At 38.0% G+C, this 24,498-nt stretch carries 22 protein-coding genes and 1 tRNA gene; 14 read left to right on the top strand and 9 right to left on the bottom strand.

Features of this window, described 5'->3' with window-relative positions; all coding sequences use genetic code 11:
- Positions 1-111 precede the first annotated feature (111 nt).
- The 4 genes from HX062_RS02570 to porT all read left to right on the top strand — a co-directional run bounded on the left by HX062_RS02570 (position 112) and on the right by porT (position 3,818).
- Positions 112-1,551 carry an alanine/glycine:cation symporter family protein gene (locus HX062_RS02570; protein WP_286466290.1) on the top strand — a complete coding sequence of 480 codons (1,440 nt, stop codon included), beginning with the start codon at positions 112-114 and terminating at the stop codon, positions 1,549-1,551.
- A gap of 58 nt (positions 1,552-1,609) precedes the next feature.
- Complete coding sequence (locus HX062_RS02565; RefSeq protein WP_182625630.1) at positions 1,610-2,176, top strand: GNAT family N-acetyltransferase; 567 nt, start codon at positions 1,610-1,612, stop codon at positions 2,174-2,176.
- A gap of 113 nt (positions 2,177-2,289) precedes the next feature.
- Complete coding sequence (gene ubiE / locus HX062_RS02560) at positions 2,290-3,018, top strand: bifunctional demethylmenaquinone methyltransferase/2-methoxy-6-polyprenyl-1,4-benzoquinol methylase UbiE (RefSeq protein ID WP_182625629.1); 729 nt, start codon at positions 2,290-2,292, stop codon at positions 3,016-3,018.
- A 2-nt stretch (positions 3,019-3,020) separates the two neighbouring features.
- The gene (porT, locus tag HX062_RS02555; RefSeq protein ID WP_182625628.1) at positions 3,021-3,818 is read left to right on the top strand and encodes a type IX secretion/gliding motility protein PorT/SprT; all 798 of its coding nucleotides are present in this window, start codon (positions 3,021-3,023) and stop codon (positions 3,816-3,818) included.
- Here porT and HX062_RS02550 read toward each other — a convergent pair.
- On the bottom strand, positions 3,805-4,545 hold the full coding sequence (locus HX062_RS02550; protein WP_286466288.1) for a TrmH family RNA methyltransferase: 741 nt from the start codon (positions 4,543-4,545) through the stop codon (positions 3,805-3,807). The genes porT and HX062_RS02550 overlap by 14 nt on opposite strands.
- 108 nt (positions 4,546-4,653) lie before the next feature.
- Here HX062_RS02550 and tamL point away from each other — a divergent pair, with 108 nt between their 5' ends.
- Genes tamL through accD form a run of 3 tightly spaced genes read left to right on the top strand, consistent with a single transcriptional unit; the run spans position 4,654 to position 9,170 of the window.
- Positions 4,654-7,152 carry a translocation and assembly module lipoprotein TamL gene (gene tamL / locus HX062_RS02545; RefSeq protein WP_502888496.1) on the top strand — a complete coding sequence of 833 codons (2,499 nt, stop codon included), beginning with the start codon at positions 4,654-4,656 and terminating at the stop codon, positions 7,150-7,152.
- A gap of 47 nt (positions 7,153-7,199) precedes the next feature.
- On the top strand, positions 7,200-8,267 hold the full coding sequence (gene fbaA, locus HX062_RS02540; RefSeq protein WP_182625625.1) for a class II fructose-bisphosphate aldolase: 1,068 nt from the start codon (positions 7,200-7,202) through the stop codon (positions 8,265-8,267).
- 45 nt (positions 8,268-8,312) lie between these two features.
- Positions 8,313-9,170: an acetyl-CoA carboxylase, carboxyltransferase subunit beta gene (gene accD, locus HX062_RS02535; RefSeq protein WP_182625624.1), complete on the top strand. Its 858-nt coding sequence runs from the start codon at positions 8,313-8,315 to the stop codon at positions 9,168-9,170.
- 92 nt (positions 9,171-9,262) lie between these two features.
- On the opposite strand, the gene HX062_RS02530 is transcribed toward accD, so the two are convergent.
- Entirely contained in the window at positions 9,263-10,513 is a 1,251-nt protein-coding gene (locus HX062_RS02530; protein ID WP_286466284.1) for an ABC transporter permease, read from the bottom strand.
- Between the two features lie 181 nt (positions 10,514-10,694).
- Between HX062_RS02530 and purH the strand changes: the two genes are divergently transcribed.
- Genes purH through HX062_RS02495 form a run of 7 tightly spaced genes read left to right on the top strand, consistent with a single transcriptional unit; the run spans position 10,695 to position 18,300 of the window.
- Positions 10,695-12,221, top strand: a complete 1,527-nt coding sequence (gene purH, locus HX062_RS02525; protein ID WP_286466283.1) for a bifunctional phosphoribosylaminoimidazolecarboxamide formyltransferase/IMP cyclohydrolase — start codon at positions 10,695-10,697, stop codon at positions 12,219-12,221.
- Positions 12,222-12,275: 54 nt separating this feature from the next.
- On the top strand, positions 12,276-13,304 hold the full coding sequence (locus HX062_RS02520) for a rod shape-determining protein (RefSeq protein ID WP_060872609.1): 1,029 nt from the start codon (positions 12,276-12,278) through the stop codon (positions 13,302-13,304).
- 8 nt (positions 13,305-13,312) lie between these two features.
- A complete protein-coding gene (gene mreC, locus HX062_RS02515; protein ID WP_182625621.1) occupies positions 13,313-14,146 on the top strand; it encodes a rod shape-determining protein MreC in 834 nt (277 codons plus the stop codon).
- Entirely contained in the window at positions 14,139-14,660 is a 522-nt protein-coding gene (locus HX062_RS02510; protein WP_182625620.1) for a rod shape-determining protein MreD, read from the top strand. Before mreC ends, HX062_RS02510 begins: the two co-directional genes overlap by 8 nt.
- Positions 14,657-16,519, top strand: coding sequence for a penicillin-binding protein 2 (gene mrdA, locus HX062_RS02505; RefSeq protein ID WP_182625619.1), 1,863 nt, complete (start codon positions 14,657-14,659; stop codon positions 16,517-16,519). The genes HX062_RS02510 and mrdA overlap by 4 nt, the downstream gene beginning before the upstream one ends.
- Positions 16,519-17,772: a rod shape-determining protein RodA gene (gene rodA, locus HX062_RS02500; protein ID WP_286466281.1), complete on the top strand. Its 1,254-nt coding sequence runs from the start codon at positions 16,519-16,521 to the stop codon at positions 17,770-17,772. The genes mrdA and rodA overlap by 1 nt, the downstream gene beginning before the upstream one ends.
- A 45-nt stretch (positions 17,773-17,817) precedes the next feature.
- Complete coding sequence (locus tag HX062_RS02495) at positions 17,818-18,300, top strand: hypothetical protein (RefSeq protein WP_182625617.1); 483 nt, start codon at positions 17,818-17,820, stop codon at positions 18,298-18,300.
- Between the two features lie 298 nt (positions 18,301-18,598).
- On the opposite strand, the gene HX062_RS02490 is transcribed toward HX062_RS02495, so the two are convergent.
- The 7 genes from HX062_RS02490 to HX062_RS02460 all read right to left on the bottom strand — a co-directional run bounded on the left by HX062_RS02490 (position 18,599) and on the right by HX062_RS02460 (position 24,476).
- Positions 18,599-18,856, bottom strand: coding sequence for an endonuclease V (locus tag HX062_RS02490; protein ID WP_286466279.1), 258 nt, complete (start codon positions 18,854-18,856; stop codon positions 18,599-18,601).
- On the bottom strand, positions 18,819-19,109 hold the full coding sequence (locus HX062_RS02485; protein ID WP_286466277.1) for a hypothetical protein: 291 nt from the start codon (positions 19,107-19,109) through the stop codon (positions 18,819-18,821). Before HX062_RS02485 ends, HX062_RS02490 begins: the two co-directional genes overlap by 38 nt.
- Before the next feature lie 29 nt (positions 19,110-19,138).
- Positions 19,139-19,675: a hypothetical protein gene (locus HX062_RS02480; protein ID WP_182625616.1), complete on the bottom strand. Its 537-nt coding sequence runs from the start codon at positions 19,673-19,675 to the stop codon at positions 19,139-19,141.
- Between the two features lie 27 nt (positions 19,676-19,702).
- Complete coding sequence (locus HX062_RS02475; RefSeq protein ID WP_286466276.1) at positions 19,703-21,196, bottom strand: PAAR-like protein; 1,494 nt, start codon at positions 21,194-21,196, stop codon at positions 19,703-19,705.
- A complete protein-coding gene (locus tag HX062_RS02470; RefSeq protein ID WP_286466275.1) occupies positions 21,189-22,046 on the bottom strand; it encodes a hypothetical protein in 858 nt (285 codons plus the stop codon). The genes HX062_RS02475 and HX062_RS02470 overlap by 8 nt, the downstream gene beginning before the upstream one ends.
- Before the next feature lie 2 nt (positions 22,047-22,048).
- Positions 22,049-24,136: a type VI secretion system Vgr family protein gene (locus HX062_RS02465; RefSeq protein WP_286466274.1), complete on the bottom strand. Its 2,088-nt coding sequence runs from the start codon at positions 24,134-24,136 to the stop codon at positions 22,049-22,051.
- Between the two features lie 267 nt (positions 24,137-24,403).
- A tRNA-Phe gene (locus HX062_RS02460) sits at positions 24,404-24,476 on the bottom strand.
- Between the last annotated feature and the right edge of the window lie 22 nt (positions 24,477-24,498).

Genomic DNA, 24,498 nt, shown 5'->3' with positions numbered 1-24,498 from the left:
CGTAACAAAAAAGTAAACTATACAAATATCAAACTGCTTTTACATACAATATTAACAAATAAATAACGTTAATTGATTTATAATTACTATTTTCAGTTCAAAATAAATCACATGGAACAAGCAATAAAAGCGATCAACAATGTAATCTGGTCGGATGTTTTCGTCATCTTATGTTTAGCAACTGGATTATTCTTTACTATTAAAACGCGTTTTATCCAAGTGCGTTACCTCAAGCAAATGGTTAAGCTACTATTTACAGAAGGTTCTTCAGAAAAAGGGGTAAGTCCCTTTCAAGCTTTTAGCATAGCCATTGCGGGACGCGTAGGAGTAGGAAATATAGTAGGTGTTGCCACAGCTATTGCCTATGGTGGTCCTGGTGCCATATTTTGGATGTGGACTATTGCATTTTTAGGGAGTGCATCGGCTTTTGTTGAATCAACCCTTGCCCAAATATACAAGACAGAAAAAAATGGACAATATTGCGGTGGTCCAGCCTTTTACATCGAAAAAGGGCTAAACAACAAAAAACTAGCCATCATCTTTGCTGTTCTTACCATTATCAGCTGTACATTATTCCTACCGAGTATACAAGGAAACAGCATTTCAATTAGCATCAAGGATGCTTTTAATGTTCCCCAATGGATAACAGGCCTTGGTATTTGTGTGGTTTTGAGTTTGACCGTTTTTGGAGGAGCCAAAAAAATCGGTAATATTGCCCAAATAGTCGTGCCTTTTATGGCGCTGATTTACATTATTATGGCAGTAATCATTATCGCGATTAATGTCAAAGAAATTCCATCCATATTTGCCTTAATCTTCCGTTCTGCTTTTAATTTAGAAGCGACCTTCAGCGGTATTTTTGGTGCTGCTGTTGCTTGGGGTGTTAAACGAGGAATCTACTCCAATGAGGCAGGACAAGGAACAGCTCCTCATGCCGCTGCCGCATCTGAATCTTCTCACCCTGTAAAACAAGGGTTAGTTCAAGCTTTTTCCGTTTATGTTGACACCCTTTTTGTCTGTACTGCTACTGCGTTGATGATTTTGTTTACCCACCAATACAATGTGTTTGATCAAGCAGGAAACTATATTGTAGAAAACGTACCTGGCGTTGACGTTGGTTCAGCCTATACGGTCAAAGCTATTGCTGTTCACTTTCCAATGATCGCCAGCCAATTTATCGCCTTAGCCTTAACTTTCTTTGCCTTTACCACCATTATGGCCTATGTGTTTATTGCGGAATCTAACTTTAATTATTTGACAGACGAACCTAAAAAAATCTTGCGTTGGTTGATGCGCCTCGTGTTGTTAGCCACTGTGTTTTATGCTTCTATCAACGAATCTTCTGTCGCATGGGCCATTGGAGATATAGGCGTTGGGCTCATGGCTTGGATCAACTTTATCGTAATCCTCTTCCTCCACAAACCAACTATCGTCGCCCTACATGATTATATCGCACAACACAAGCAAGGTCGCAATCCCGTTTTTGACCCAGAGCGTTTGAAGATAAAGAATGCAAGTCCTGTTTGGCAAAGACTTTTAAAAGAAAAATAAAGTTGTTGAAGAGCTCCAAACTCTTTCCTACCTTTGCAGCAAACAAAAAAGAAAAGTTATGCAGTATATCATTAGACCGGCTCAGCAAGAAGATTTTGATGTTGTACCTGAATTAATGCTACAAGCGATGGAAGACATCGTATTCAGCTTCATTCAACAAGAAGATATTGAAGAAGCCATTACCTTTATTACAACCCTATTCAAACAGCCTAATAACCTATACAGCTATCAAAACACCTTTGTTGCAGTGGATGAAGAAGACAATGTGGTAGGATCCATTACTGGATATAACGGAGATGACTTCCTCAAACTAAGAGAGCCCGTACTCGAATTGATGCGAACGAAATACAACAACCAGATGATTCCTGAACCAGAAACAGAAGGAGGCGAATACTATCTCGATACGGTAGCCGTTTCTCCTTTAGCACAAGGAAAAGGCATTGGTAGTCATCTGTTGAAAGCGGCAGCTGATTTTGCGCGAGAGCAACAACACAAACAAATCGGATTGATTGTAGATTTAGAAAATCCAAATGCAATGAAACTCTACTCAAGATTGGGTTTTGTACAAGGCAAACAACTTGATTTTGTCGGAGGTGAATACTATCATATGTACATCCAATTTTAATAATACAAGGGAATATCGAATGGATATTCCCTTTTTTTGTCTCCACGCTTTATTCCGTCCTAGAAACCTACTTTTTACTAGAGTTTATTTATATTTGCCTAAAAATATTCACAATGAGTAAAAATGTTACGCCCTATAAAGATTCTCAGCTAGGAAAAAAACAACAAGTTGAGCAAATGTTTGATACAATTTCTGGCAATTATGACAATTTGAATCGAATGATCTCATTAGGGACGGATCAAGGCTGGAGAAGAAAAGTTTTAAAACTGGTTGCGGAAACCAATCCAACTACCATTTTGGACATTGCCACTGGAACAGGTGACATGGCAATTCTACTGTCGAAAACAAACGCGCAACAAATCACGGGATTAGACCTATCTGCAGGAATGTTAGAGGTGGGAAGAAAGAAAATTGAAGCCCTTAACCTCTCTAATCGCATTAACATGATTCAAGGTGATTCTGAAAACTTACCCTTTGACGACAACTCCTTTGATGCAATTACCGTTGGCTTTGGAATACGAAATTTTGAAAATTTAGAAAAAGGTTTAACAGAAATTTTAAGAGTATTAAAACCTAATGGAATTTTTATTATCTTAGAAACCTCAGTTCCGACTAAATTTCCGTTTAAGCAAGGGTACTTCTTTTACACAAAAAACATCATGCCAATTATGGGAAAAATGTTTTCAAAAGATCAAGATGCTTATAAATATTTATCCGATTCAGCCAAAAATTTTCCTTTTGGACAAGAGTTGAACAATATTTTAGTGAAAGTTGGGTTTAAGACTGTGAAACACCGTCCGCAAACGATGGGTATTGCAACTATTTATTCTGCTTCAAAGTAGCTATGAGAAAACTGTTTATTTTACTTATCATTTTATTCACCTCTGCAAATGTATCTGCACAGTGGATCTTTGGAAAAAATCCCATTCGCAACAAAGCTGATTGGGACAAACAACGCGTCCACTATGGATACTACATTGGTTCGAATTTCCTGAATTTCAATTATTCTTACGATAAACAGTATTACGATAAAATACGCCACTTAAGTCAAGAGTATGGCACCGATCATACCGAAATCCAAGTTAGCAGTAGCATGGGATTTAACGTGGGGCTTGTTGGAAACTTGCGCATTACCGAATACTTAGACTTGCGTTTCGAGCCGGGATTGGTGTACTCAAAACGAGACTTGAAGTTTCCTAGCGCACTTATTATGGATTATTACGCCAATAAACCGATAGAGACTCTTCCTTCAGTTCAGGAATTGCTCAACTCCAGTTCAAAATCAATTAGCACAACCCTGATTCACTTCCCTTTGTTATTGAAATTTTCGGCTTTGCGCACAGGAAATATTCGTCCCTATGTATTGGGCGGGTTTTCAGCTGACTTAAACCTGAGTAGCAATCACAAATCTGACGACGATAATTACGAAGGTGTGTGGCGCATGAAACAGTGGACCACCAATTATGAATTGGGTGTAGGTATTGATATTTATTTCGAGTACTTTAAATTCAGCCCTTCTATTCGCGGTGTATTTGGATTAGGTGACGAGTTAATTCGCGATCGCAATCCAGACAGTCCTTGGACGGGGCATGTGAGCTCGATGAAAACAAAAGGTATATTCTTAAACTTTACAGTGCATTAAAAACCGTACGTCTAAATTCACTTAACACAATAGCGGTTGCCATAGCAACATTTAAACTTTCCGTTTGTTGTAAATCTCCGAAACGCGGTATGGTTATTTTTCTCGTAACTAATTGTTCAATGGTAGATGAAATTCCATTGGCCTCATTACCCATGACAATTACTCCGGGCTGTACCGCCTTCATTTCATAGATATTTTCTCCACCCAAAAAAGTTCCATATACAGGTACTGCTTGAGTAGAAAGCAAGTCAGAAAGTTCGGTATAAACGATGTTCACACGAGAAACGGATCCCATGGTTGCCTGAATTACTTTGGGATTATAAACGTCTACCGTTTCTGGAGAACACAGCAATTGACGAATTCCAAACCAATCACACAAGCGAATAATCGTGCCCAAATTACCAGGATCACGAATATCATCCAAAGCGACAACCCAATCTGAAAAATCAATCGCTTCACTTTCCAAACAATGGAAAACCGCAAGGCAATTTGGCGTTGTAGTTAGGGCACTCATCTTCTTCAAATCCTCTGTAGACACACGGGTTACCTGATTATCAGCTACTTCAAACCCCATGTCTTTTGTCACGTATAAATGCTCTAAGACAAAAGATGATTGCAAGAGTTCTTCAATAACTTTAACCCCTTCTGCGATAAACAATTGGTGTTCTTTTCTATATTTTTTTTGATGAAGGCTTTTTATTCGTTTAATTTGGTTTTTGGTAACCATAAAAAAATGTATTTTTGATCTGTATATATCGATGTAATTAAGTTGGGCAAATTTTTATCAAAAATAGTATTTATTCTTATACTCTCTGCATATTTTTTTTCGTGTTCATTGACGAAGAATGTGCCAGAGGACCGCGATCTATTAATGGAAAACACCATTGTAGTCAACGATAAGAAAACCTCAAAAGAAGAAATTCACAATCAGCTCTACCAGCAACCAAATAGTAAATTTCCTGTGATAGGAACTCGTTTGCGCTTGAATCTATACAACTTAGCACGACAAGATGCAGATTCCAACTACCACGCTTGGTTAGACAAACACCCTAAAACGGACAAAGCCTTGGAAGGATTGCTTTCACGCAAACAAGTTAACCGCTTAGGAGAGTCTTTTATAATTTCGGGTTTCAACAATTTTTTAATCAAAACAGGTGAACCACCCGTACTTTACGACAGCCTCAAAACGAGCAAATCACTGGCGCGTTTAAAGAACTACTACTTCAACAAAGGGTATTTTGACACCAAAGTAAGCAACAAAACCAACCGTAGCGCAAATCAGAAAATAACGAATGCCTACTATATTACCACGGGTACCCCTTACTACATTGACAGTATTACGGATCACATTTCTACGCCTGCCCTAAAAGACTTATACGAAAATAATAAAGCGAAGAGCACACTCAAAACCAATACGGTATTTGATGTTACTAACTTTGAAGAAGAGCGCAAACGCTTGACCTCTATTTTTAGGAATAACGGGGCCTACCACTTCCAAGAGATCAATATCCGCTATGAGGTAGACACTATTTTAGACAGCAAAAACAAAGCGAATGTCGTGCTTATTGTTGACCAACAAACGGTAAAATCAGGAGACACCCTTGCCCAAGTTCCCTTTAAAATATATCAAATCAGCAAGGTAAATATTTTTACAGACAACGTTTCTAAGAACAAAGCCTATGTATTGGACAGTCTGCAATACAATGGTTTTTCCATTTACAGTTCAACGAAACTACAATACAAACCCAAAGCGCTTACTGACGCCATCTTTATCACACCTCAAAGTACTTTTAGTGATTCGAGACGTATATTAACCTCTCGTTCCATTAGTAATTTACGCATCTTCAACTACCCAGTTATTGAGTATGTAGAAGATCCAACAGATCCAGAAGGCAATACCCTAATTAGCAATATCTACCTGACATCTCGAAAGAAGATGACTTTTAATCCATCCTTCGATGTCACCCACTCTAATATTCAAGATTTTGGTATTGGAGGGAGTATGGGGTTGCTGTATAGAAACGTCTTTAGAGGAGCGGAGATCTTAGAATTTGGTTTAAGGGGAACCATTGGATCTTCTCGTCAGATGAGCAATCCCAATGATGTTTTTTTCAATGTAACGGAGTATGGAGCTGATGTTAAATTGACCTTCCCTCGTTTCTTATTCCCTTTTGCTTCGAATAAAATCATCCCGAAAACGATGTTACCCACAACTGCAATGAGTTTTGGTTTTGCTAGACAGCGAAATATTGGATTAGACAAAGACAATTTTACAGGAATTATCAACTACAGCTGGTATCCGTCGCGCACCAATTCATTTAGTGTAGACGTAGCTAATATTCAATATGTTAGAAACACGAACCCAAACAATTATTTTAGTGTTTACAAATCGTCCTATAACACCTTAAATAGCATTTCCAAAGCATACGATGTACCAGCGGATTATAAAGATGAAAACGACAATTTATCCATACAAGGAGAAGGGGCGAATCAATTCATAAAAGACGCCTTATCTCCGGAAAATCCGATGGGGATTCTACCAGATGATTACAGTGAAATCCGCAGTATTGAAGAGCGAAAAGTTAGGCTGTCTGAAAACAACCTGATCTTAGCCTCAAACATCACTTTTAATTCTTCGACGCGTACGGGGATCAACGATCACAGTTTCTATATGGTACGCGCCAAAGTTGAGGCAGCTGGTGGATTACTCAACCTCTTTATGAATGGCGTAAGCAACAAAGAGGGAAACACAGGAAAGAAAACGCTCTTTGACGTTGAGTATTCACAGTACCTCAAAACAGAGTTAGACTACATCAAATACTGGGATTTAGGTCGTCAACAAGTATTGGCGATTCGATTATTTGGAGGTCTTGCCGTGCCTTATGGCAATGCGAATTCCATTCCGTTCTCCCGCAGTTATTTTTCAGGAGGATCCAACGACAATCGCGGTTGGCAGTCCTATCGCCTTGGGCCAGGAAAAAGTGGGGGAATCAACGACTTTAACGAGGCAAATATGAAGCTCTTCTTCAGCACAGAATACCGTTTTAACATCAGTGGAAAATGGAATGCTGCCTTTTTTGTAGATGCAGGAAACATTTGGAATGTCTTTGATAATGTGGAAGATAAAAATTACACTTTTAACGGTCTAAGTTCCTTAAAGGACATGGCTGTGAGCTCAGGTTTGGGAATTCGGTATGACTTTAGTTTCTTTGTATTCCGATTGGATGCAGGATTCAAAACCTATGATCCTTCGATTTATACCAAACGCAAATGGTTTGGAGAATTTAGTCTGAAAGAGGCTGTCTGGAATGTTGGTATTAATTATCCATTCTAATCAAATAATAATTAGTATTTTTGTCCAATAAATTAAACAACACGACTATGGCACACAATATTAAACCTGGAGTAGCATTTGGCGACCAAGTGCAAGAAATATTCAACTATGCAAAAGAGAAAGGTTTTGCTTTACCCGCTGTTAACGTGACTAGTTCTAGTACTATTAACGGAGTATTGGAAACAGCAGCAAAACTCAATGCACCAGTTATTATTCAATTTTCGAATGGTGGTGCTTCTTTCATGGCAGGAAAAGGTTTGTCAAATGAAAATCAAAAATCTGCTATCGCAGGAGCTATTGCAGGAGCAAAACACGTACATACCTTAGCGGAAGCCTATGGCGTGTCTGTGATTTTACATACGGATCACTGTGCTAAAAAACTATTGCCTTGGATTGATGGCTTACTAGATGCCAGTGAAGAACATATGGCTAAATACGGAAAGCCGTTATTCAGTTCACATATGATCGATTTATCAGAAGAACCAATAAAAGAAAATATTGAAATTTCTAAAAAATACCTTGAACGCATGGACAAGATGGGTATGACATTAGAAATTGAATTGGGAATCACAGGAGGAGAAGAAGATGGAGTAGACAATACAGGTGTTGATTCTTCAAAACTTTACACACAACCAGACGAGGTGGCTTATGCTTACGAAGAACTAAGCAAAATCAGCCCTCGTTTTACTATTGCAGCAGCTTTTGGAAACGTTCACGGTGTGTACAAACCAGGGAATGTAAAGCTTACGCCAATCATCTTAAAAAACTCACAAGACTACGTGGCTAAAAAATTTAACTTAGGACACAATCCTGTTGATTTTGTTTTCCACGGTGGTTCGGGTTCATCCTTAGAAGAAATTAGAGAAGCTATTTCCTATGGTGTAATTAAAATGAATATCGACACTGATCTTCAATTTGCGTACACAGAAGGAATTAGAGATTATATGACTTCCAAAATTGATTATTTAAAAACACAAATAGGTAACCCAGAAGGAGCCGATGTACCGAATAAAAAGTACTACGATCCTCGTGGATGGGTAAGACAAGGAGAAGTAACTTTCAATACTCGTTTAGAAGAGGCATTTAAAGACTTAAACAATGTAAACACGTTGTAGTTTCCTGCGAAACCTATGAACATAGTATAAACAAAACAGACATTTATGGCTTGGTTTAAAAGAAAAGAAAAAGGAATTCAAACACCAACGGAGGATAAAAAGGATATACCTAAAGGATTATGGTATAAATCACCAACGGGTAAAATAATTGACTCTGAAGAATTAGAAAAAAATCTTTGGGTAAGCCCAGAAGATGGTTACCACGTTCGAATTGGCAGTAAAGAGTATTTTGAAATTCTTTTTGATAATGGCGATTACAAAGAAATAGCAAAAAGCTTATCTTCAAAAGACATGTTGAAATTTGAGGATACAAAAAAATACGTAGATCGCTTAAAAGAAGCTACTTCAAAAACGCAACTGAACGATGCTGTGCGTGTAGCTGTTGGTAATTCAAAAGGAGAAAAACTAGTTGTTGCAGCCATGGATTTTGCTTTCATTGGTGGTTCGATGGGGTCAGTAGTAGGTGAAAAAATCGCTAGGGGAATTGACTATTCTTTAAAGCACAACATTCCTTTTCTAATGATTTCTAAATCAGGAGGAGCACGTATGATGGAAGCTGGTTTTTCATTAATGCAAATGGCTAAAACTTCTGCGAAGTTGACACAGCTAAGTGATGCTAAGATTCCTTACATCTCACTTTGTACGGATCCAACGACAGGAGGTATTTCGGCTTCATTCGCTATGTTAGGTGACATCAATATCGCTGAACCAGGAGCTTTAATCGGCTTCGCTGGACCGCGAATCGTAAAAGATACAACAGGAAAAGATTTACCTGAAGGGTTCCAAACCTCTGAATTTTTATTAGAGCACGGATTCTTGGACTTCATTACACACCGTAAAGAATTAAAGAAAAACGTAAATCTATATCTCGATTTGATTTTAAATCGTCCATTGAGACACTAATCATAAAAAAAGTCTTCCTTCGGGAAGACTTTTTTTTATCTCTTACTATTCTTACTACCACTTACTCATCTACCTACTTACCCCCTCTAAAATCACATACCCGATCGAATCGCCTCCACTGGATCTAATTTAGCTGCAGATCGCGCAGGTAGATAACCTGAGATCAATCCGATAATCATCGACAAGACTAAACCGATTGCGATATTAAAAAAGCTCAATACGAATTGAAAATCAAGCAAGGAACTAACCCCTAAGGCAATGAGCCAAACCAAAAGAATACCAACTACTCCTCCGATAAGTGCCAATATAATCGATTCAAACAAAAATTGTAGTAAAATAATACGTCGTTTGGCGCCAATCGCCTTTTGAATACCAATTAAATGCGTGCGCTCCTTCACTGAAACAAACATGATATTGGCGATTCCAAATCCACCGACTAGTAGGGAAAACATACTGATAATCCAGCCAACTAGATTCATTTGACCGATTATATTATCCATAAATTCCATTAATCCACCAAATTCATTGACGAAGAAATTCGAATCTTCTCCAGGTTTTAACCCTCTAAAAGTGCGTAAGCGCAGGGTAATATCATCACTAAATTGCTTGATATCTACCGATTTAGTTGGTTTTACAATAATAACAGGGGTATAAGCCTTAATATTATCGCCAAACATTTGCCTAAATAGGTTTACTGGCAAATAGGCTGTTTCATCCTGTCCCCCTCCGATAGAAATAGCGCCTTGTTTCTCCAACACGCCAATAACCACGAATTTACGTCCGTACAAACGAACGTTTTTCCCCAACGCCTCTTGACCTGGAAAAAGTGTTTGGGCAATTTCATGCCCAATAACAATCACAGCATTGCCATTCACTGATTCCGATTCATTGAAAAAACGCCCACTTTCCATTTTAACGTTGTCGAGGTATTGCATATCAGAACTACACGGCCGAATAATTATGCCATTGACATAATTATGCTCCGCTTTCATATTTTCATTTCCAACGAAAAAATTAAACGAAGCATACTCTAATCCTCTTAAATTTCTTTTTAAGTAGTCGTATTCTTCATAGGTAACATTGGGGAACTGATCCACTTTCCAACGCGGAATCTCAGAAGGTCCAAAGGAGTGATTGAACACATAAATCATATTGCGATCAAAGCCACTTAACTCCGATTTTATAGTGCGATCCATTGAATCGACAGCTGCTAAAACGGCGATAATGGAAAAAATCCCTACAGTAACTCCCAAAAGAGAAAGCAGGGTTCTTAGTTTATTTGTTCTCAATGCGTTAAAAGCGAATTGAAAACTACTATATAAAAGCCTAAAATATACGATCATAGCAACAAATTCAACGTCATACCTATTAGTAGTCGAAGATTTAAAAAGTTACACTTAGTGTTATTTTTATTCTGAAAAAACAAGACAATTTACTCATCTTAAAATTAAAATAAAAACTTCTGTATTAACTTTATAAATACCTAGACATTAGTTATTTTTGCCCTTTAATTAATAACACACAATGAACACAACTAAAAAGATTCAATCGGCCTTACTATCTGTTTTCAGCAAAGATGGATTAGAACCAATTGTACGCGAATTACACAAAAACGAAGTAACTATTTACTCTACAGGGGGTACAGAAACATTCATCAAGAATTTAGGGATTCCAGTAGTAGCAGCAGAAGACATTACTTCATATCCTTCAATCTTAGGTGGAAGAGTTAAAACCTTGCACCCAAAAATTTTTGGAGGAATCTTAAACAGACAAGATCACGAAGGAGATGTTCAACAAATGCAAGAATTTGATATTCCTCAAATTGATTTGGTTATTGTGGACCTATATCCTTTCGAAAATACAGTTGCATCCGGTGCAAATGAAGCGGATATCATTGAAAAAATTGATATTGGTGGAATTTCATTAATCCGCGCAGCAGCGAAAAACTTCAAAGACACTGTTATTGTACCTTCGGTAAACGAGTACGATTTATTCTTACAGATGTTAATTGAAAACAACGGATCAACAACATTAGCGCAAAGACGTTTATTAGCAACAAAAGCATTCCACGTTTCTTCACACTATGACGGAGCAATTTTCAACTACTTCAACGAAGCAGATGACACCTTAAAGATCAGCCATGCTAATGGAATCGAGTTACGTTATGGAGAGAATCCACACCAAAAAGGGCATTTCTTTGGAAATTTCGATCAATTATTTGAGAAATTAAACGGAAAAGAATTGTCATACAACAACTTATTAGATGTTGATGCGGCAGTAAACTTGATGAATGAGTTCAAAGGAGAGCAACCTACATTTGCGATCTTAAAACACAACAACGCTTGTGGTGTTGCACAGCGAAGCACGATGAAAGCAGCTTATGTAGATGCCTTAGCTGGCGATCCTACTTCGGCTTTTGGTGGTGTTTTAATTGCAAACGGTTTAATTGACGTTGAAACGGCAAAAGAAATCAACCAATTGTTCTGCGAAGTAGTCATTGCACCAGCATATGACGCAGCGGCAGTTGAAATTCTAAAAGAAAAGAAAAACAGAATTATCTTGATCTTAAACGAGATTGAATTACCTGCAAAACAAGTGCGTACTTGTTTAAACGGTATCTTAGTACAAGATAAAGATTCAGTGACTGACAATAAAGATCACCTGACAACCGTTACAAAACTAACGCCTTCAACGAAAGAAGTAGAGGATTTACTATTTGCTTCAAAAATCTGTAAACACACTAAATCAAATACGATTGTTCTAGTTAAAGACGGGCAGTTATGCGCATCTGGAACGGGACAAACATCAAGAGTAGATGCATTACGTCAAGCGATTGAGAAAGCTAATTCATTTGATTTCAGCTTACAAGGCGCAGTGATGGCGAGTGATGCTTTCTTCCCTTTCCCTGATTGTGTGGAAATTGCAGATAAAGCAGGAATTACAGCGGTTATCCAACCAGGTGGTTCAATAAAAGACGATTTGAGTATTGCGTATTGCGATGAAAATAAAATCGCAATGGTTTTCACTGGAACTCGTCATTTTAAACATTAATTTACTAATTTTGTAAAACAACATAAATATTAACTCTAAAAGCCTTTTATATCTATGGGATTTTTTGATTTCATGACGGAAGATATCGCAATTGACTTAGGAACTGCGAATACCCTTATCATTCACGATGGCAAAGTTGTCGTTGACAATCCATCAATCGTTGCTAGAGATAGGACAACGGGAAAAATAATAGCCGTTGGTAAAGAAGCGAGTTTGATGCAGGGGAAAACTCATGGTAACATCAAAACGATACGCCCTTTAAAAGACGGAGTTATTGCAGATTTTGACGCATCAGAAAAAATGATAAGCCTCTTTATCAAAAGCATTCCAGCCTTGAGAAAGAAAATGTTTACCCCTGCATTGCGCATGGTTGTATGTATTCCTTCAGGAATTACTGAAGTAGAAATGCGTGCGGTAAAAGAATCTTGTGAGCGAGTGAATGGTAAAGAGGTTTATTTAATACACGAACCAATGTCTGCGGCTATTGGTATTGGTGTAGACATCATGCAGCCAAAAGGGAACATGATTGTTGATATCGGAGGAGGAACAACAGAAATTGCTGTGATTGCTCTTGGTGGTATTGTGTGTGATAAGTCTGTAAAAATTGCTGGTGACGTTTTCACTAACGACATCATTTACTATATGCGTACACAACACAACTTGTTTGTTGGAGAGAGTACAGCAGAAAAAATCAAGATTCAAACTGGTGCTGCAACAGAGGATTTGGAAACAGCTCCTGAAGATATGCTCGTGCAAGGACGTGACTTGTTAACAGGGAAACCAAAACAAGTGACTGTTTCATACCGTGAAATTGCAAAAGCATTAGATAAATCAATACAACGTATCGAAGATGCCGTAATGGAAACGCTATCACAAACGCCTCCAGAATTAGCGGCAGATATTTACAACACCGGAATTTACCTTGCAGGTGGAGGTTCAATGTTGCGCGGTTTAGACAAACGCATCTCACAAAAAACAGATTTACCAGTATACATTGCTGAGGATCCGCTTCGTGCAGTTGTTCGAGGAACAGGTCTAGCGATCAAAAATATTGACAAATACAAAAGTGTATTGATAAAATAAACTAACCTATGCAGCAAATAATTAATTTCTTTATAAAAAACAGTACGAAACTACTGTTTTTGCTGCTTTTAGTTATATCATTTGCCCTAGTACTGAGAACCCATACTTTTCACAAGAGTTCCTTTATTAGTTCGGCAAATGGTGTGACGGGTTACGTCTATGAAAATGTAAATGATTTGAAGGAATATATGCGTCTAAAAACAGAAAATGACGCCTTAGTTCTGGAAAATGCCCTACTAAAAAAACAAGCCTTTAATAGTTCAATCGCTTTGGATTCCGTGGCCATCGAATTACCACTTCCTGATCAACAAGAACAGATTTACAACGTAATCGTAGCCAAAGTCATTAAAAACGAATTCAATACCAAAGAAAACTATTTAACAATCAAAGGAGGAGAACGAGAAGGTATTACAAAAGATTTAGGAGTAATCAATAGCAACGGAATTGTCGGAATTATTCAAAAATCTTCCAAAAAGTACTCTACCGTACAAAGTATTTTGAATGCCAAATCAAAAATTAACGCCAAAATTAAAGGCTCCAATCATTTTGGAACCCTACAATGGGACGGTAAAAGCACTGGATACGTTCAATTGAATGATATTCCCCGCTTAGCTGAACTCTTTCAAGGAGACACAATCGTTACGGGTGGTATTTCAGATATCTTCCCAGAAAATATCCCCATTGGCACGATTGAAAAGGCTTATACTACAGAAAGCTCGAATTACTTTACTATTGAAGTCAAACTTTTTAATGACATGACAAACTTAGGGTATGTATATGTGATTAAAAATAACGACCTTGAAGAAATTAACGAACTAGAAGAAGCAACGCGCAATGAATAGTGCTATTTCAAATATAACTCGCTTTGTTATCTTATTAATAGCGCAAGTATTAATATTTAACAACCTGGATTTATTTTCTTTTATAAATCCCTTTCCCTACATTCTCTTTATCATCTTGTATCCTACAGATGGCAATAAAGCCTTGTTCTATGTATCGAGTTTCCTATTGGGACTTACCATAGACATGTTTGAGAATTCTGGGGGCGTACATGCAGCCGCTTCTCTCCTACTCGCTTTTAGTAGGCCTTTGGTCCTAAAATTTTCATTTGGTATTAGTTACCAATACCACAACCTCAACGTACTAAAAAAAGTAACCCATGATCTATTTTCTTCGATGGAGGTATTCGGTTACCTAATTTTTACCGTTGTAATTCACCATGTCGTTTTATTCGCCTTAGAATTTCTTCGATTTAATTTCATCTTAGAAATCTTATTGCGCACGTTGCTAACGACGCTATCGACTTTGCTCAGCTGTATTCTTATCTTGTACTTGATTAAACCATCTAAGCGATGAGAAAGTTATTACTACCTATTATCATAGTTACAGTAACTATAACCATTCTTATTCGACTGTTCTATTTACAGGTCGTAGATGACACCTATATCAAAAAATCGGAAAACAACGCTTTAAAAATCGTCTATGAATACCCTGAAAGAGGCTATATATTCGATCGAAATAAAAAATTACTCGTTGCGAATCAACCCTCGTACGACATTATGGTTATTCCACGTGAGGTAAAGGATATTGATACCCTTGCGTTGTGCAAGCTATTGGATGTATCCCTGGATGATTTCAAGACAAAACTGCAAAAAGCAACGGTTTACAGCCCGCGCTTACCCTCTGTATTTCTAGCTCAATTAAGCAAGTCAGAGTATGCGGCTTTTCAAGAAAAAATCCGCCATTTCAACGGATTTTACGTACAAAAACGTTCGTTAAGAGACTATCAAGTTAACACAGGTGCAAATATATTTGGTTACATCCGACAAGTAAACGAAGATAACATCAAGAGAAACCCTTACTACCGATCAGGAGATTTAATTGGTATTCAAGGAGTTGAACAACAATATGAAGAGATTCTACGCGGAACAAAAGGAGTAAAATACATTCAACGCGATCGTTTTAATCGTGAAATTGGCTCCTTTAAGGACGGTATTTATGATACAATATCCATCAAAGGTAGTGATATCACCCTGACCATCGATCAGGAATTACAAGCCTATGGGGAGCTTTTAATGAATAACAAGCGCGGAGGAATTGTGGCCATTCAACCCAAAACGGGAGAAATCTTAGCGCTTATTAATGCACCCTCGTATGATCCGGGCTTATTAGTAGGGAGAGAACGCTCTAAAAATTACACCAAACTTTACAATGACTCCTTAGCCAAACCGCTGTACAACCGCGTATTGTCAGGAGAGTATTCCCCTGGTTCACCATTTAAAATCCTAACGGGACTCATTGGCTTACAAGAAGGTGTAATCAATGAACACACTGCATTTAGCTGTAGCCGAGGCTTTTATTATGGACGTGGAGCTTGGATGGGGTGTCACGATTCAGGGACTTGGAGTTTGCGTCATGCCTTAGCCCTGTCTTGCAATACCTACTTTGCACAAACCTATAAAAAGATCATTGAAAAATACAAAACGCCAGCAGAAGGTATTGATCGTTGGAGTAAACATTTGGAGAGTTTTGGACTGGGTCAGTTCTTGGGGTATGATTTACCAGAAGGACGAAAAGGACACATTCCCAATTCTGACTATTACGATCGTTGGTATCCTAACAAAGGATGGAAAAGTACAACTACGATTTCCAATTCCATAGGACAAGGGGAAGTAATTACCACGCCTATACAGCTTGCCAATATGGTAGCTGCCGTAGCCAATCGCGGATATTACTACACCCCTCACATCATCAAGGATATTGAAGATCACAAGATTGATAAAAAATTTGTAACTAAACAAGTAACGACTATTGATCCCAAGCACTTTGAACCCATTATCCAAGGGATGAACCAAGTATTCCACATCGGAACAGGGCGAAGTGTTGCGGTTCCTCAATTGGAAATGGCAGGAAAAACAGGGACGGTTGAGAACTTTACTCGTATTAATGGAAAGCGATATCAGTTAGCTGACCACTCCGTATTCGTTGCCTTTGCACCAATTGATGATCCACAAATTGTCGTGGCTGTATTCATTGAAAATGGAGTTTGGGGAGCACGATGGGCCGCGCCTATTACGAGCTTGATGATACAAAAATATTTACTCCCAGAAATTGTTCGCCCCGATTTGGAAAAGCGAATGCTAGAAGGAAGTTTAGAAAGCGAATACAACAAAGTTTTACAATTATACAATTTAGCCGATAAGCAGAAAAAATAATGAGAAGCGGAAGCGTACAAAAACACATCGATTGGATAACGATTTTGTTATACCTTTTACTTGTTGTTGCAGGGTGGATAAATATTTACTCTACCTCACTGCCCAGTGAAGAGGCTAGTATTTTTGATTTTAGTCAAATTTACGGTCGACAACTAGTCTTTATATTGACGTGTATTCCCCTAATCATTATCATCCTCGCTATTGATACTAAGTTTTACGAAAAATACGCCTTGATCTTTTACATCCTAGGGGTAGTCTCCATTTTGGGATTATTTGTCTTTGGTAAGTCTGTAAAGGGACAAACCAACTGGTATCAGATAGGCGGATTGGGAATACAGCCTTCTGAGTTTGTAAAAACCACCACAGCCCTACTCTTGGCCAAGTATTTTTCCGATCACCAAGGAACGCTAAAGACGTTCAAAGAACAAGCAACAGCCTTTATCATTATTGGAATACCTACCCTACTCATCTTAAAACACGACACAGGAAGTGCTATGTTATTTGCTTCCCTCGTTTTTGTACTATATAGAGAGGGTCTTCCCTCTTGGTATTTGTGGTCTGGTTTTATTTCAATTGCTTTATTTATTGCGGCTTTAGTAGTAAAACCCTCGTTAATAATCACAACCATTGCTTTATTAACACTCCTACACTACTATTTTAACAAAAACATCAATAGAAACCCCTTTATTTATCTTATTTTAGCCACCGTAATGTCCGGCTTTGTTCTATCGGTTGATTATGTATATGACAATGTACTTGAACCCCATCAAAAGGATAGAATAAACGTATTACTAGGCGAAAATGTAGACCTCCAAGCCGAAGGATATAATTTAAATCAATCGAAAATTGCGATTGGTTCAGGTGGATGGCAAGGCACTGGTTTCCTCCAAGGAACTCAGACCAAAGGTGGCTTTGTGCCTGAGCAACACACCGATTATATTTTTACAACAGTTGGAGAGGAATGGGGATTCGTCGGCTCTAGTACAATTATCGTCTTGTTTCTTTGCTTATTTTTTCGTTTGATTTACTTAGCAGAAAAACAGAAAAAACGATTCAATAGAGTCTATGGTTATTGCGTTGTGAGTTTTTTATTCATTCACTTTGCCTTTAACATCACCATGCTCGTAGGACTCTTTCCTACGATTGGTGTACCACTTCCCTTCTTTTCTTATGGAGGTTCGAGTTTAATTGCCTTTACCTTATTGCTATTCATCTTTTTAAAGCTAGATGCTAATAGAATTAATGAATGGTAGCATTTACTTTGAACAACAATAAAAACAAAAATAGAGAAGAAGAAAATGAAAAAAACATTTTTTATCGCTGGATTATTACTCCTTGGCTCAACGAGCATTCACGCACAAGAAGCAGAGAAAACAAACACTGAAACAACTGTTTTACCAGAAGTTCCGGCCTACCAAGTAGTGGAGAGCAAAGTAGAAGAAAAACCTACTACTGAGGCCACAATGAGTGCGGCTGAACTCAAAGCTTTCAAACAAGAGCAAAAGCAAATTGAACGCGAGAGAAAGGCTGAAATTAAAAAGCAAAAGGAAATTGCTAAGACGCAAAAAAACATTCAAAAAGCAACCGCTAAATTGAATAAAATCACGATCAAATACAACAAAGAGAACGATGCGTATAATCGCGATATGGCTTTAGGTAAAATTGCTCCTATTGAGGAATTAAAAATCAAAACAAAATTGCATAAATACCAAACAGAAATAGCTAATTTGGAATTTGACATCAAAGCGGAAGAATACAAATATGAAGCCTTAACAAAATAAGAAAAAGGAAAAGCGAAACTGATGTTTCGCTTTTCCTTTTTATGAACTTTCGATTTTCTGTTGTTTTTCAAAATTATTTTTAAACCGAACCTTATTCTGCTATATCTACAGCATTTGTACTATACTCATAGTACTACTGAGCCTCGTATGCCTATTGGAACAGCTAAATATGCTTAACTTATTTGTATGTCCATACCTATTCCTTTGGTCCTACACTTTCAACAAAGATGCTTTTTCACTTATAACATGATGCATTTCCTACCTCAATGGTCCATATAAGAATAAAAAAACGGAAGCTTTAGCCTTCGGCCTTCTTCGTTTCTGAATCCACTAGTTTTAAGAGATAGGGAATTCTATATTCACCATACATCTGCTGAATAGCTTGGTGCGCTTCATCTAAATCAATACCTACTGCCGTAACATATAATGGTTTTTTACTTGTGCCTCTGTACCCTTCTTTTACAAGATTCGATGCCGTAAAGAAGTAAGACTTTGCGATTCCTATTACAGGAGTTTTTTCACCTAGAGCTTGAAAGAGATAACTGCCTAAAACCATCCGTTTTAGCTTCATCTATATAGACATATCCATCGATCAAGATAACCTCAATATCCTCTTGTTTAATCGTATCAAGTACTGCTAGAACACAAGGCAATTCACGTTTATAAAATGCCCCAGCTTCATACGCTCTTTGAGGGGACATCATCTTTTCTATGATTGCTGTAGGTGTTTCTGATTGAAAAGATTCAAACAATACAGCTACTACTTTTGCTCTCGTGTCACAATAATACACGTCTACTGCTGCGATCATATTTTTCTTAGCTGTGATTATACTTCTATCTAAATAGTATATGGCGGTCTTAAATAGGGATTCTCATCCTTAAACTCGTAATCAACTAACTCCTGATCTGATAATTCCAACAATAATCGGATGTAGCTAGGCAAACACTCATAGGGCATCCGTGTCAAAGACGCATTTCCTTGAGGAACTTCATCCCCTTTAGTCACATCATAGTAGTATTTTTGAGTATCTATTATTTCACAATTCTCCCCTACATACAGCACTTTCACCCAGCTATTATTATAATTAATAGAAATCGAGCTCAATCTATTGTTTTCAAATTCTTTAGAAATTCCGAACTGTACATTGCCTCTACATTCATCAATTTGTATTATTTCCCCCTCCTCATTATACACATATTCTAATCCGTTCTTTAGCCCTTGAAAATAAACTGCTTCACTTTCTATTTTTCCTCTATATGTAGTATAAATCACTCCTGTATAAGGCAGAGTTAAGGCTGGATCTAAATAATAAACCGATTCTCCATTTACATCATCTTCTACATAAAGACAACGGTCGGTATCTTCTAATCTCATGCTGTTTTTATTCACTGTTTTCCTTTTTTAATTATGACCATTAAGTTGAACGCCATTGGTCAAATATTCACAATTCTGACATCTAGCTTTAAGTGGAGGGGTATTATTATTTCTTTCTATCACTTTGGGTTGTAAATCCCTATTACTTAGACTCATCTCTTTTATAGCGTTATGGTCGACGGGAATACCAGCTTCTCGTCTTGCTTTAATTGCCTGATCTAAAGCTCTGAGCTCTGAATGTGCGGCATACTTCCTATCCGTCACTTCACTTAATACAATTTCTCCCCGCTTTATTTTTTCGTCATACCCTTTAACTAATTGTTTAATGATATCATCCGCTCCACCCTCAATAGATGGGGCTTCAATCCATTTATAATAGTCCGCTTTACCGGTTGCGTTTTTCTTAAAATTAAGTCCATAAAACGTTTTTTTAGAAGCAGGGTCATATAAACCAGACAAGCAGGGTCCTCTATTGTTGGCAGACGTAGTTTTTACAACTCGTATTGCTTCGTCGAGTACCTCTTGCGTCAATGGATAAAAAAACGCAATTACTTTTCCTCCAACACGTACTACCCTCAGCATACCCCCTCGAACAGCTCTAACAAATTTACTAACATTTGCCGATACTTGCGCTATTCTTTCTTGACCGACCAAAGCTTCTGCCGAATGCTTGAACGCTTGAGACACTTCTCCCCTTGCTTGGGGTCCCCTTGTAATTTCCACAACGGCGTAATTTACCAATACCGCAGTTTTGACATCAGTCTCTAAATACTCTTGCTTGTAGTTTTCTATCGTTTTATGAACCGCACGTTCAAGCCCTGCTTCTAGTGCAACTTTATTCTTTGTCAGGTTAGCATTACAGCTAACATCCAGCCAACCTAAGAAAAAATCGGAAGTATCTACTCCAGGCGTAGCACTTGATAAGGCGCAAGACACCCCAACAACTAGATGATTGTCTTGGGTGAATTTCCATACTTCTGTCTTCCACATATCTTCCATTAGGTAATTTGCGGCCCCTTCTATTCCTTTTTTACCTCCACAATTTGCTCCTTCCACAGTCCTACAATCACTTGAGGTTAACTTCCATATCGTCGCTAGATTCCCTGTTAAAAAAACATCCAATAAAACAGAGGATGTCGCAGCTGAATCACTGGATTGCTCCTGGTTCTTCTTTCCTGCTTTTTCGGCATCGTATTGATCGAAGTACAACTTAATACTCCCTCCTCCAACTGAACAACTTGCTTCGGAATGTTCTAATAGGGGCTTTTCTCCATTGATATAATAATTTCCTTTCTTTTCTTTAGACCAAAGCACACGGCTAAAAGCGCATGGCCCTTGTAAAGTTGTACAACTGCCAAAAGGAAGTATATTTTTACCAAAAACATTGTCTTGCGCTGTTACTTGAGTTAATCCATAAACTTTTACATTGCGCTTATTGGCGACTAACTGAGAAGGCATACCGCCTTTGTCACAGACTAAGAAAACTCCCTCAGGAACGTACTTTTTATGTTCTTCACTCATGTTTTCCTTTTTTGATAAATGAGTACTCCTCTTTCTTAAAGCACATGCCTTTAACCTCAAAGTGCTCTTTTATTGCAGCGGTCTGATAGGAGCGAAATGCATCAAACACATAGTATGCTTTAGATTTAAAGAGTAAATCAGTTAACGTTTTATCTTCTCCACAGAGCGATTGGAAAATAAACAAAAACTCTTTTTCATCAGGAATTGCATCTACATCCAATGTTCCTTTTATTGTAGCCACAAATTGCTTTTGGTTTATCTTCTCTATGCATAATTCCTCTACTATGGGGAGCTCTAATCCTAATGAGTTTTCTGCCAACACTTTCTTGCGCTCATACTTTTTGGACGCATCAATCGCGTTTAACAGGTGTTTAATACGCGGAAAAAAAAGTGGAGGGAATCCTGTGTAAAACAACATTTGTCTGAGTTTTTCTTCCTCTTGAAGAACCTGTTCATACTGATCAAATAACTCTTCACTATCAGGTATGACCTTAAATTGCTCTTTGAGTTCATTTTTTTCTAGCTTCCATTTAGCTAAAATAGCAGGATGGTTAACGATTTCTTCAACTTCGTAATTTTCGTTCAATCTCACCTCATAATTGGAAAGAATGCGATTTAATCTAGCAGTAAGTTGAAATACAAGTCCAGTACAAGTCTGCTGGAAATCTTCTTCTTGGTAAGTTACAAACCTTTTGTTTTTCCTAACGACCTCTTTATAATGAACAGTCGAAGAATACTCATTTTCGATAAAGATTGTTCCCACTCTTGTTTGAGATTTGCCCTGAACGAGATAAGTGAATATTTCACTTGTTTCATTCAGCCTACTGAAATGTGGTTTATGCTCTTCCATCCTTATATCTCATTCGTATTTACAACACCTCCTGTTAGATTCGTAGTAGAACCGCCTCCTAAATTGGTCTCCGTTGCCCCTTTTACACATAATACGGCTGTTTCACTTTCAACCGTTACATTATCAGAGGTACTTTTGATACTTATTCCTCCATTTTTTGCAAGGGTTTCTATATTTCCACATTCAGCCACAGTGACTACTCCCTCCTTGTCGATGGAAATTCTATTTTTTCCAACTTGAAGGGAAATACTCGTTCTTGCTTCAATGAGGATGTTTCCTTCAGCATCGGCTTTAATCGCAGATTGAGGGGGTTGTTCTTCTGTTGCCCCGACAGATAGGATATGGGCATTTCCTGCATGAATGGTATGATTTTTATCTGCTCGTATAAGGGCATTTCCCTCTCCATCAAAGAGTTGATTTACCGTTCCTTTATCATGGAGTGTTACACTACCCTCAGCATCGTTAAATTTCAATGCATTGCCACTTTTGCTACTAAAGCTCCTATTGTTGTTATCTTTTCCGCCACCTGCAGCAGCTTCTCCGTGAAACAATCCACCTAATACAAAAGGGCGATCAGGATGATTGCCCACAAATCCCACCATAACTTGATCCCCCACTTCGGGAATGGCTACTAGACCTCTATTCTTACCGCCCTGATCGCTGTGACCTGCATCGGGTGACATCACTCTGATCCACGTTGTATGTTGATCCCTATATTGCCAGTCAAATTGTACTTGTACGCGTCCCATTTGCAATGGATCTGCATGACTTACAACTGTAGCGATCTGCTGTTCAGCTAAGGGCAACGTATAGTCGATTCGCGGAATAAACTCTGCTTGTGCATCTACTGCTTCAAAACGTCCCTGATATTGACCTAATGTGTCAACAGAATGAACTATCGCTGTAATCATCAATGTGGTGAAGTGATTGAGTTCCTTAGTCACTCCATCGAGCATATCGAGCATCACAATACAACCTGGATATAGAAAAGGAACCGTTGTTTCCCCTGAGATAACAAACACATCAAGTCCCTCACTCCCGACGACTCCCCTTTGTGCCTGTTGTACCTCTTGATCGGTTGAGGCATCGACTGGCACTAACTGCAAAGAAGGAGTGGTAATTATACGTTCTGACTTTTGATAAGCCGTTTGGGCCAACGCCCCTTTTAGCTTCAAGGAAGTATTGCTCGAAGCGCTTAATTTTTTATTTGTTTCACTGTTATACCCATATAACAAACGAGTAACGTGTCGGGCTTGTATGCGAATTTCTATATTCTCAACATCGCGCCCATACACCAGTTTAATTGGTTTTTCACCCGCAGGCAAGTCCCCGAAATACAGCTGTTCTCCATCGTAAAAAAACTGCTCTCCGTAAGCTTCTGCTGTGCGTGCTAAATAATTATAAGGGGTTTCATTGTATTGACAACTATAAGAGATTTTACAGTTTTTACTCGACCGAACAACAAACTTGTATTTTCCGTTATTTTCATAGCCTTCTCTTAATAGATCACTTACAATAGAGGTAAGAGAAGCTGGTTGATCACCTCCAAAACTTTGAATATTGGGAGCTCGATCTAACAAAATAGTAGGACTATTTCCTTTTAATACTACATATCCTTGGCTCCCATATGCTTGCTGGAAACAAACATCTGTAATAACTCCATAAAAATCTCGCTCAGGTTTATCCAGGATATGCTTATAATGAATTGTAATTAAAATGCGTTTACCCAACAAATTTTGAGCCTGCTTCATTTCATAGGTTTCATCCTTAAATGAATCAACAGCAAGTTCTAGGACAAATTCATGATGCGTTTTAATGTGTTGTTTGAGCACTAATTTCTTATACTGTCGTATTACCTCTCCCTCTACAACAATCGTCAACGCTACAAGATGGTTGACCCCTGGCAGATAGTGATCTAAAATAGCCGTCGCATTAGTTGGTTCATCCCTAGATAGTTCTGCGCTAGATTCCTCTTGATCTTGAATTGACAAAGCTGCAAACTGGGATACAACATCTTCGATATCATGCTGATACACTGTATCGATCTGATCGCTTTTGTTTCTTTGATTTTTTTGTGTGTTTACTTTCATATTGGTTACGCTTCTATTCGTTTGTTGTTCAAAAACAACTCCTTTTTAGAAGTAAAACACAACAACTAAGCCCCTACAGAGAAATAGTTGAAATAATATAGCATTTGGCAAAAATTATTATTTTTTTAAAGTCCTTAAAATAGGTATGAGATAACTTCTTTACATAGTCCCCCAACTTTTGCACCTGACCCCAGATCTTGTATACGGTTAAATAAATTTTAAACAAAAAAAAAACCGAAAACAAATGTTTTCGGTTTTTTACTTGTGTGGTGCCTCCAGGAATCGAACCAGGGACACAAGGATTTTCAGTCCTTTGCTCTACCAACTGAGCTAAGGCACCCAGTGCTTGTTTAGTTTAAAAT

The sequence above is a fragment of the Myroides sp. DF42-4-2 genome (genome assembly GCF_030326445.1).
Taxonomy (GTDB): domain Bacteria; phylum Bacteroidota; class Bacteroidia; order Flavobacteriales; family Flavobacteriaceae; genus Flavobacterium.
Note: the sequence above shows the minus strand (reverse complement) of the source record. Positions and strands in the feature narration are given on the sequence as shown.

What these genes read in the sequence shown, in the direction of transcription:
- HX062_RS02570 (WP_286466290.1), top strand. Translation starts at nt 112, where the DNA reads ATGGAACAAGCAATAAAAGCGATCAACAATGTAATCTGGTCGGATGTT.
- HX062_RS02565 (WP_182625630.1), top strand. Translation starts at nt 1,610, where the DNA reads ATGCAGTATATCATTAGACCGGCTCAGCAAGAAGATTTTGATGTTGTA.
- ubiE (WP_182625629.1), top strand. Translation starts at nt 2,290, where the DNA reads ATGAGTAAAAATGTTACGCCCTATAAAGATTCTCAGCTAGGAAAAAAA.
- porT (WP_182625628.1), top strand. Translation starts at nt 3,021, where the DNA reads ATGAGAAAACTGTTTATTTTACTTATCATTTTATTCACCTCTGCAAAT.
- HX062_RS02550 (WP_286466288.1), bottom strand. Translation starts at nt 4,545, where the DNA reads ATGGTTACCAAAAACCAAATTAAACGAATAAAAAGCCTTCATCAAAAA.
- fbaA (WP_182625625.1), top strand. Translation starts at nt 7,200, where the DNA reads ATGGCACACAATATTAAACCTGGAGTAGCATTTGGCGACCAAGTGCAA.
- accD (WP_182625624.1), top strand. Translation starts at nt 8,313, where the DNA reads ATGGCTTGGTTTAAAAGAAAAGAAAAAGGAATTCAAACACCAACGGAG.
- HX062_RS02530 (WP_286466284.1), bottom strand. Translation starts at nt 10,513, where the DNA reads ATGATCGTATATTTTAGGCTTTTATATAGTAGTTTTCAATTCGCTTTT.
- purH (WP_286466283.1), top strand. Translation starts at nt 10,695, where the DNA reads ATGAACACAACTAAAAAGATTCAATCGGCCTTACTATCTGTTTTCAGC.
- HX062_RS02520 (WP_060872609.1), top strand. Translation starts at nt 12,276, where the DNA reads ATGGGATTTTTTGATTTCATGACGGAAGATATCGCAATTGACTTAGGA.
- mreC (WP_182625621.1), top strand. Translation starts at nt 13,313, where the DNA reads ATGCAGCAAATAATTAATTTCTTTATAAAAAACAGTACGAAACTACTG.
- HX062_RS02510 (WP_182625620.1), top strand. Translation starts at nt 14,139, where the DNA reads ATGAATAGTGCTATTTCAAATATAACTCGCTTTGTTATCTTATTAATA.
- mrdA (WP_182625619.1), top strand. Translation starts at nt 14,657, where the DNA reads ATGAGAAAGTTATTACTACCTATTATCATAGTTACAGTAACTATAACC.
- rodA (WP_286466281.1), top strand. Translation starts at nt 16,519, where the DNA reads ATGAGAAGCGGAAGCGTACAAAAACACATCGATTGGATAACGATTTTG.
- HX062_RS02495 (WP_182625617.1), top strand. Translation starts at nt 17,818, where the DNA reads ATGAAAAAAACATTTTTTATCGCTGGATTATTACTCCTTGGCTCAACG.
- HX062_RS02490 (WP_286466279.1), bottom strand. Translation starts at nt 18,856, where the DNA reads ATGGTTTTAGGCAGTTATCTCTTTCAAGCTCTAGGTGAAAAAACTCCT.
- HX062_RS02485 (WP_286466277.1), bottom strand. Translation starts at nt 19,109, where the DNA reads ATGATCGCAGCAGTAGACGTGTATTATTGTGACACGAGAGCAAAAGTA.
- HX062_RS02480 (WP_182625616.1), bottom strand. Translation starts at nt 19,675, where the DNA reads ATGAGATTAGAAGATACCGACCGTTGTCTTTATGTAGAAGATGATGTA.
- HX062_RS02475 (WP_286466276.1), bottom strand. Translation starts at nt 21,196, where the DNA reads ATGAGTGAAGAACATAAAAAGTACGTTCCTGAGGGAGTTTTCTTAGTC.
- HX062_RS02470 (WP_286466275.1), bottom strand. Translation starts at nt 22,046, where the DNA reads ATGGAAGAGCATAAACCACATTTCAGTAGGCTGAATGAAACAAGTGAA.
- HX062_RS02465 (WP_286466274.1), bottom strand. Translation starts at nt 24,136, where the DNA reads ATGAAAGTAAACACACAAAAAAATCAAAGAAACAAAAGCGATCAGATC.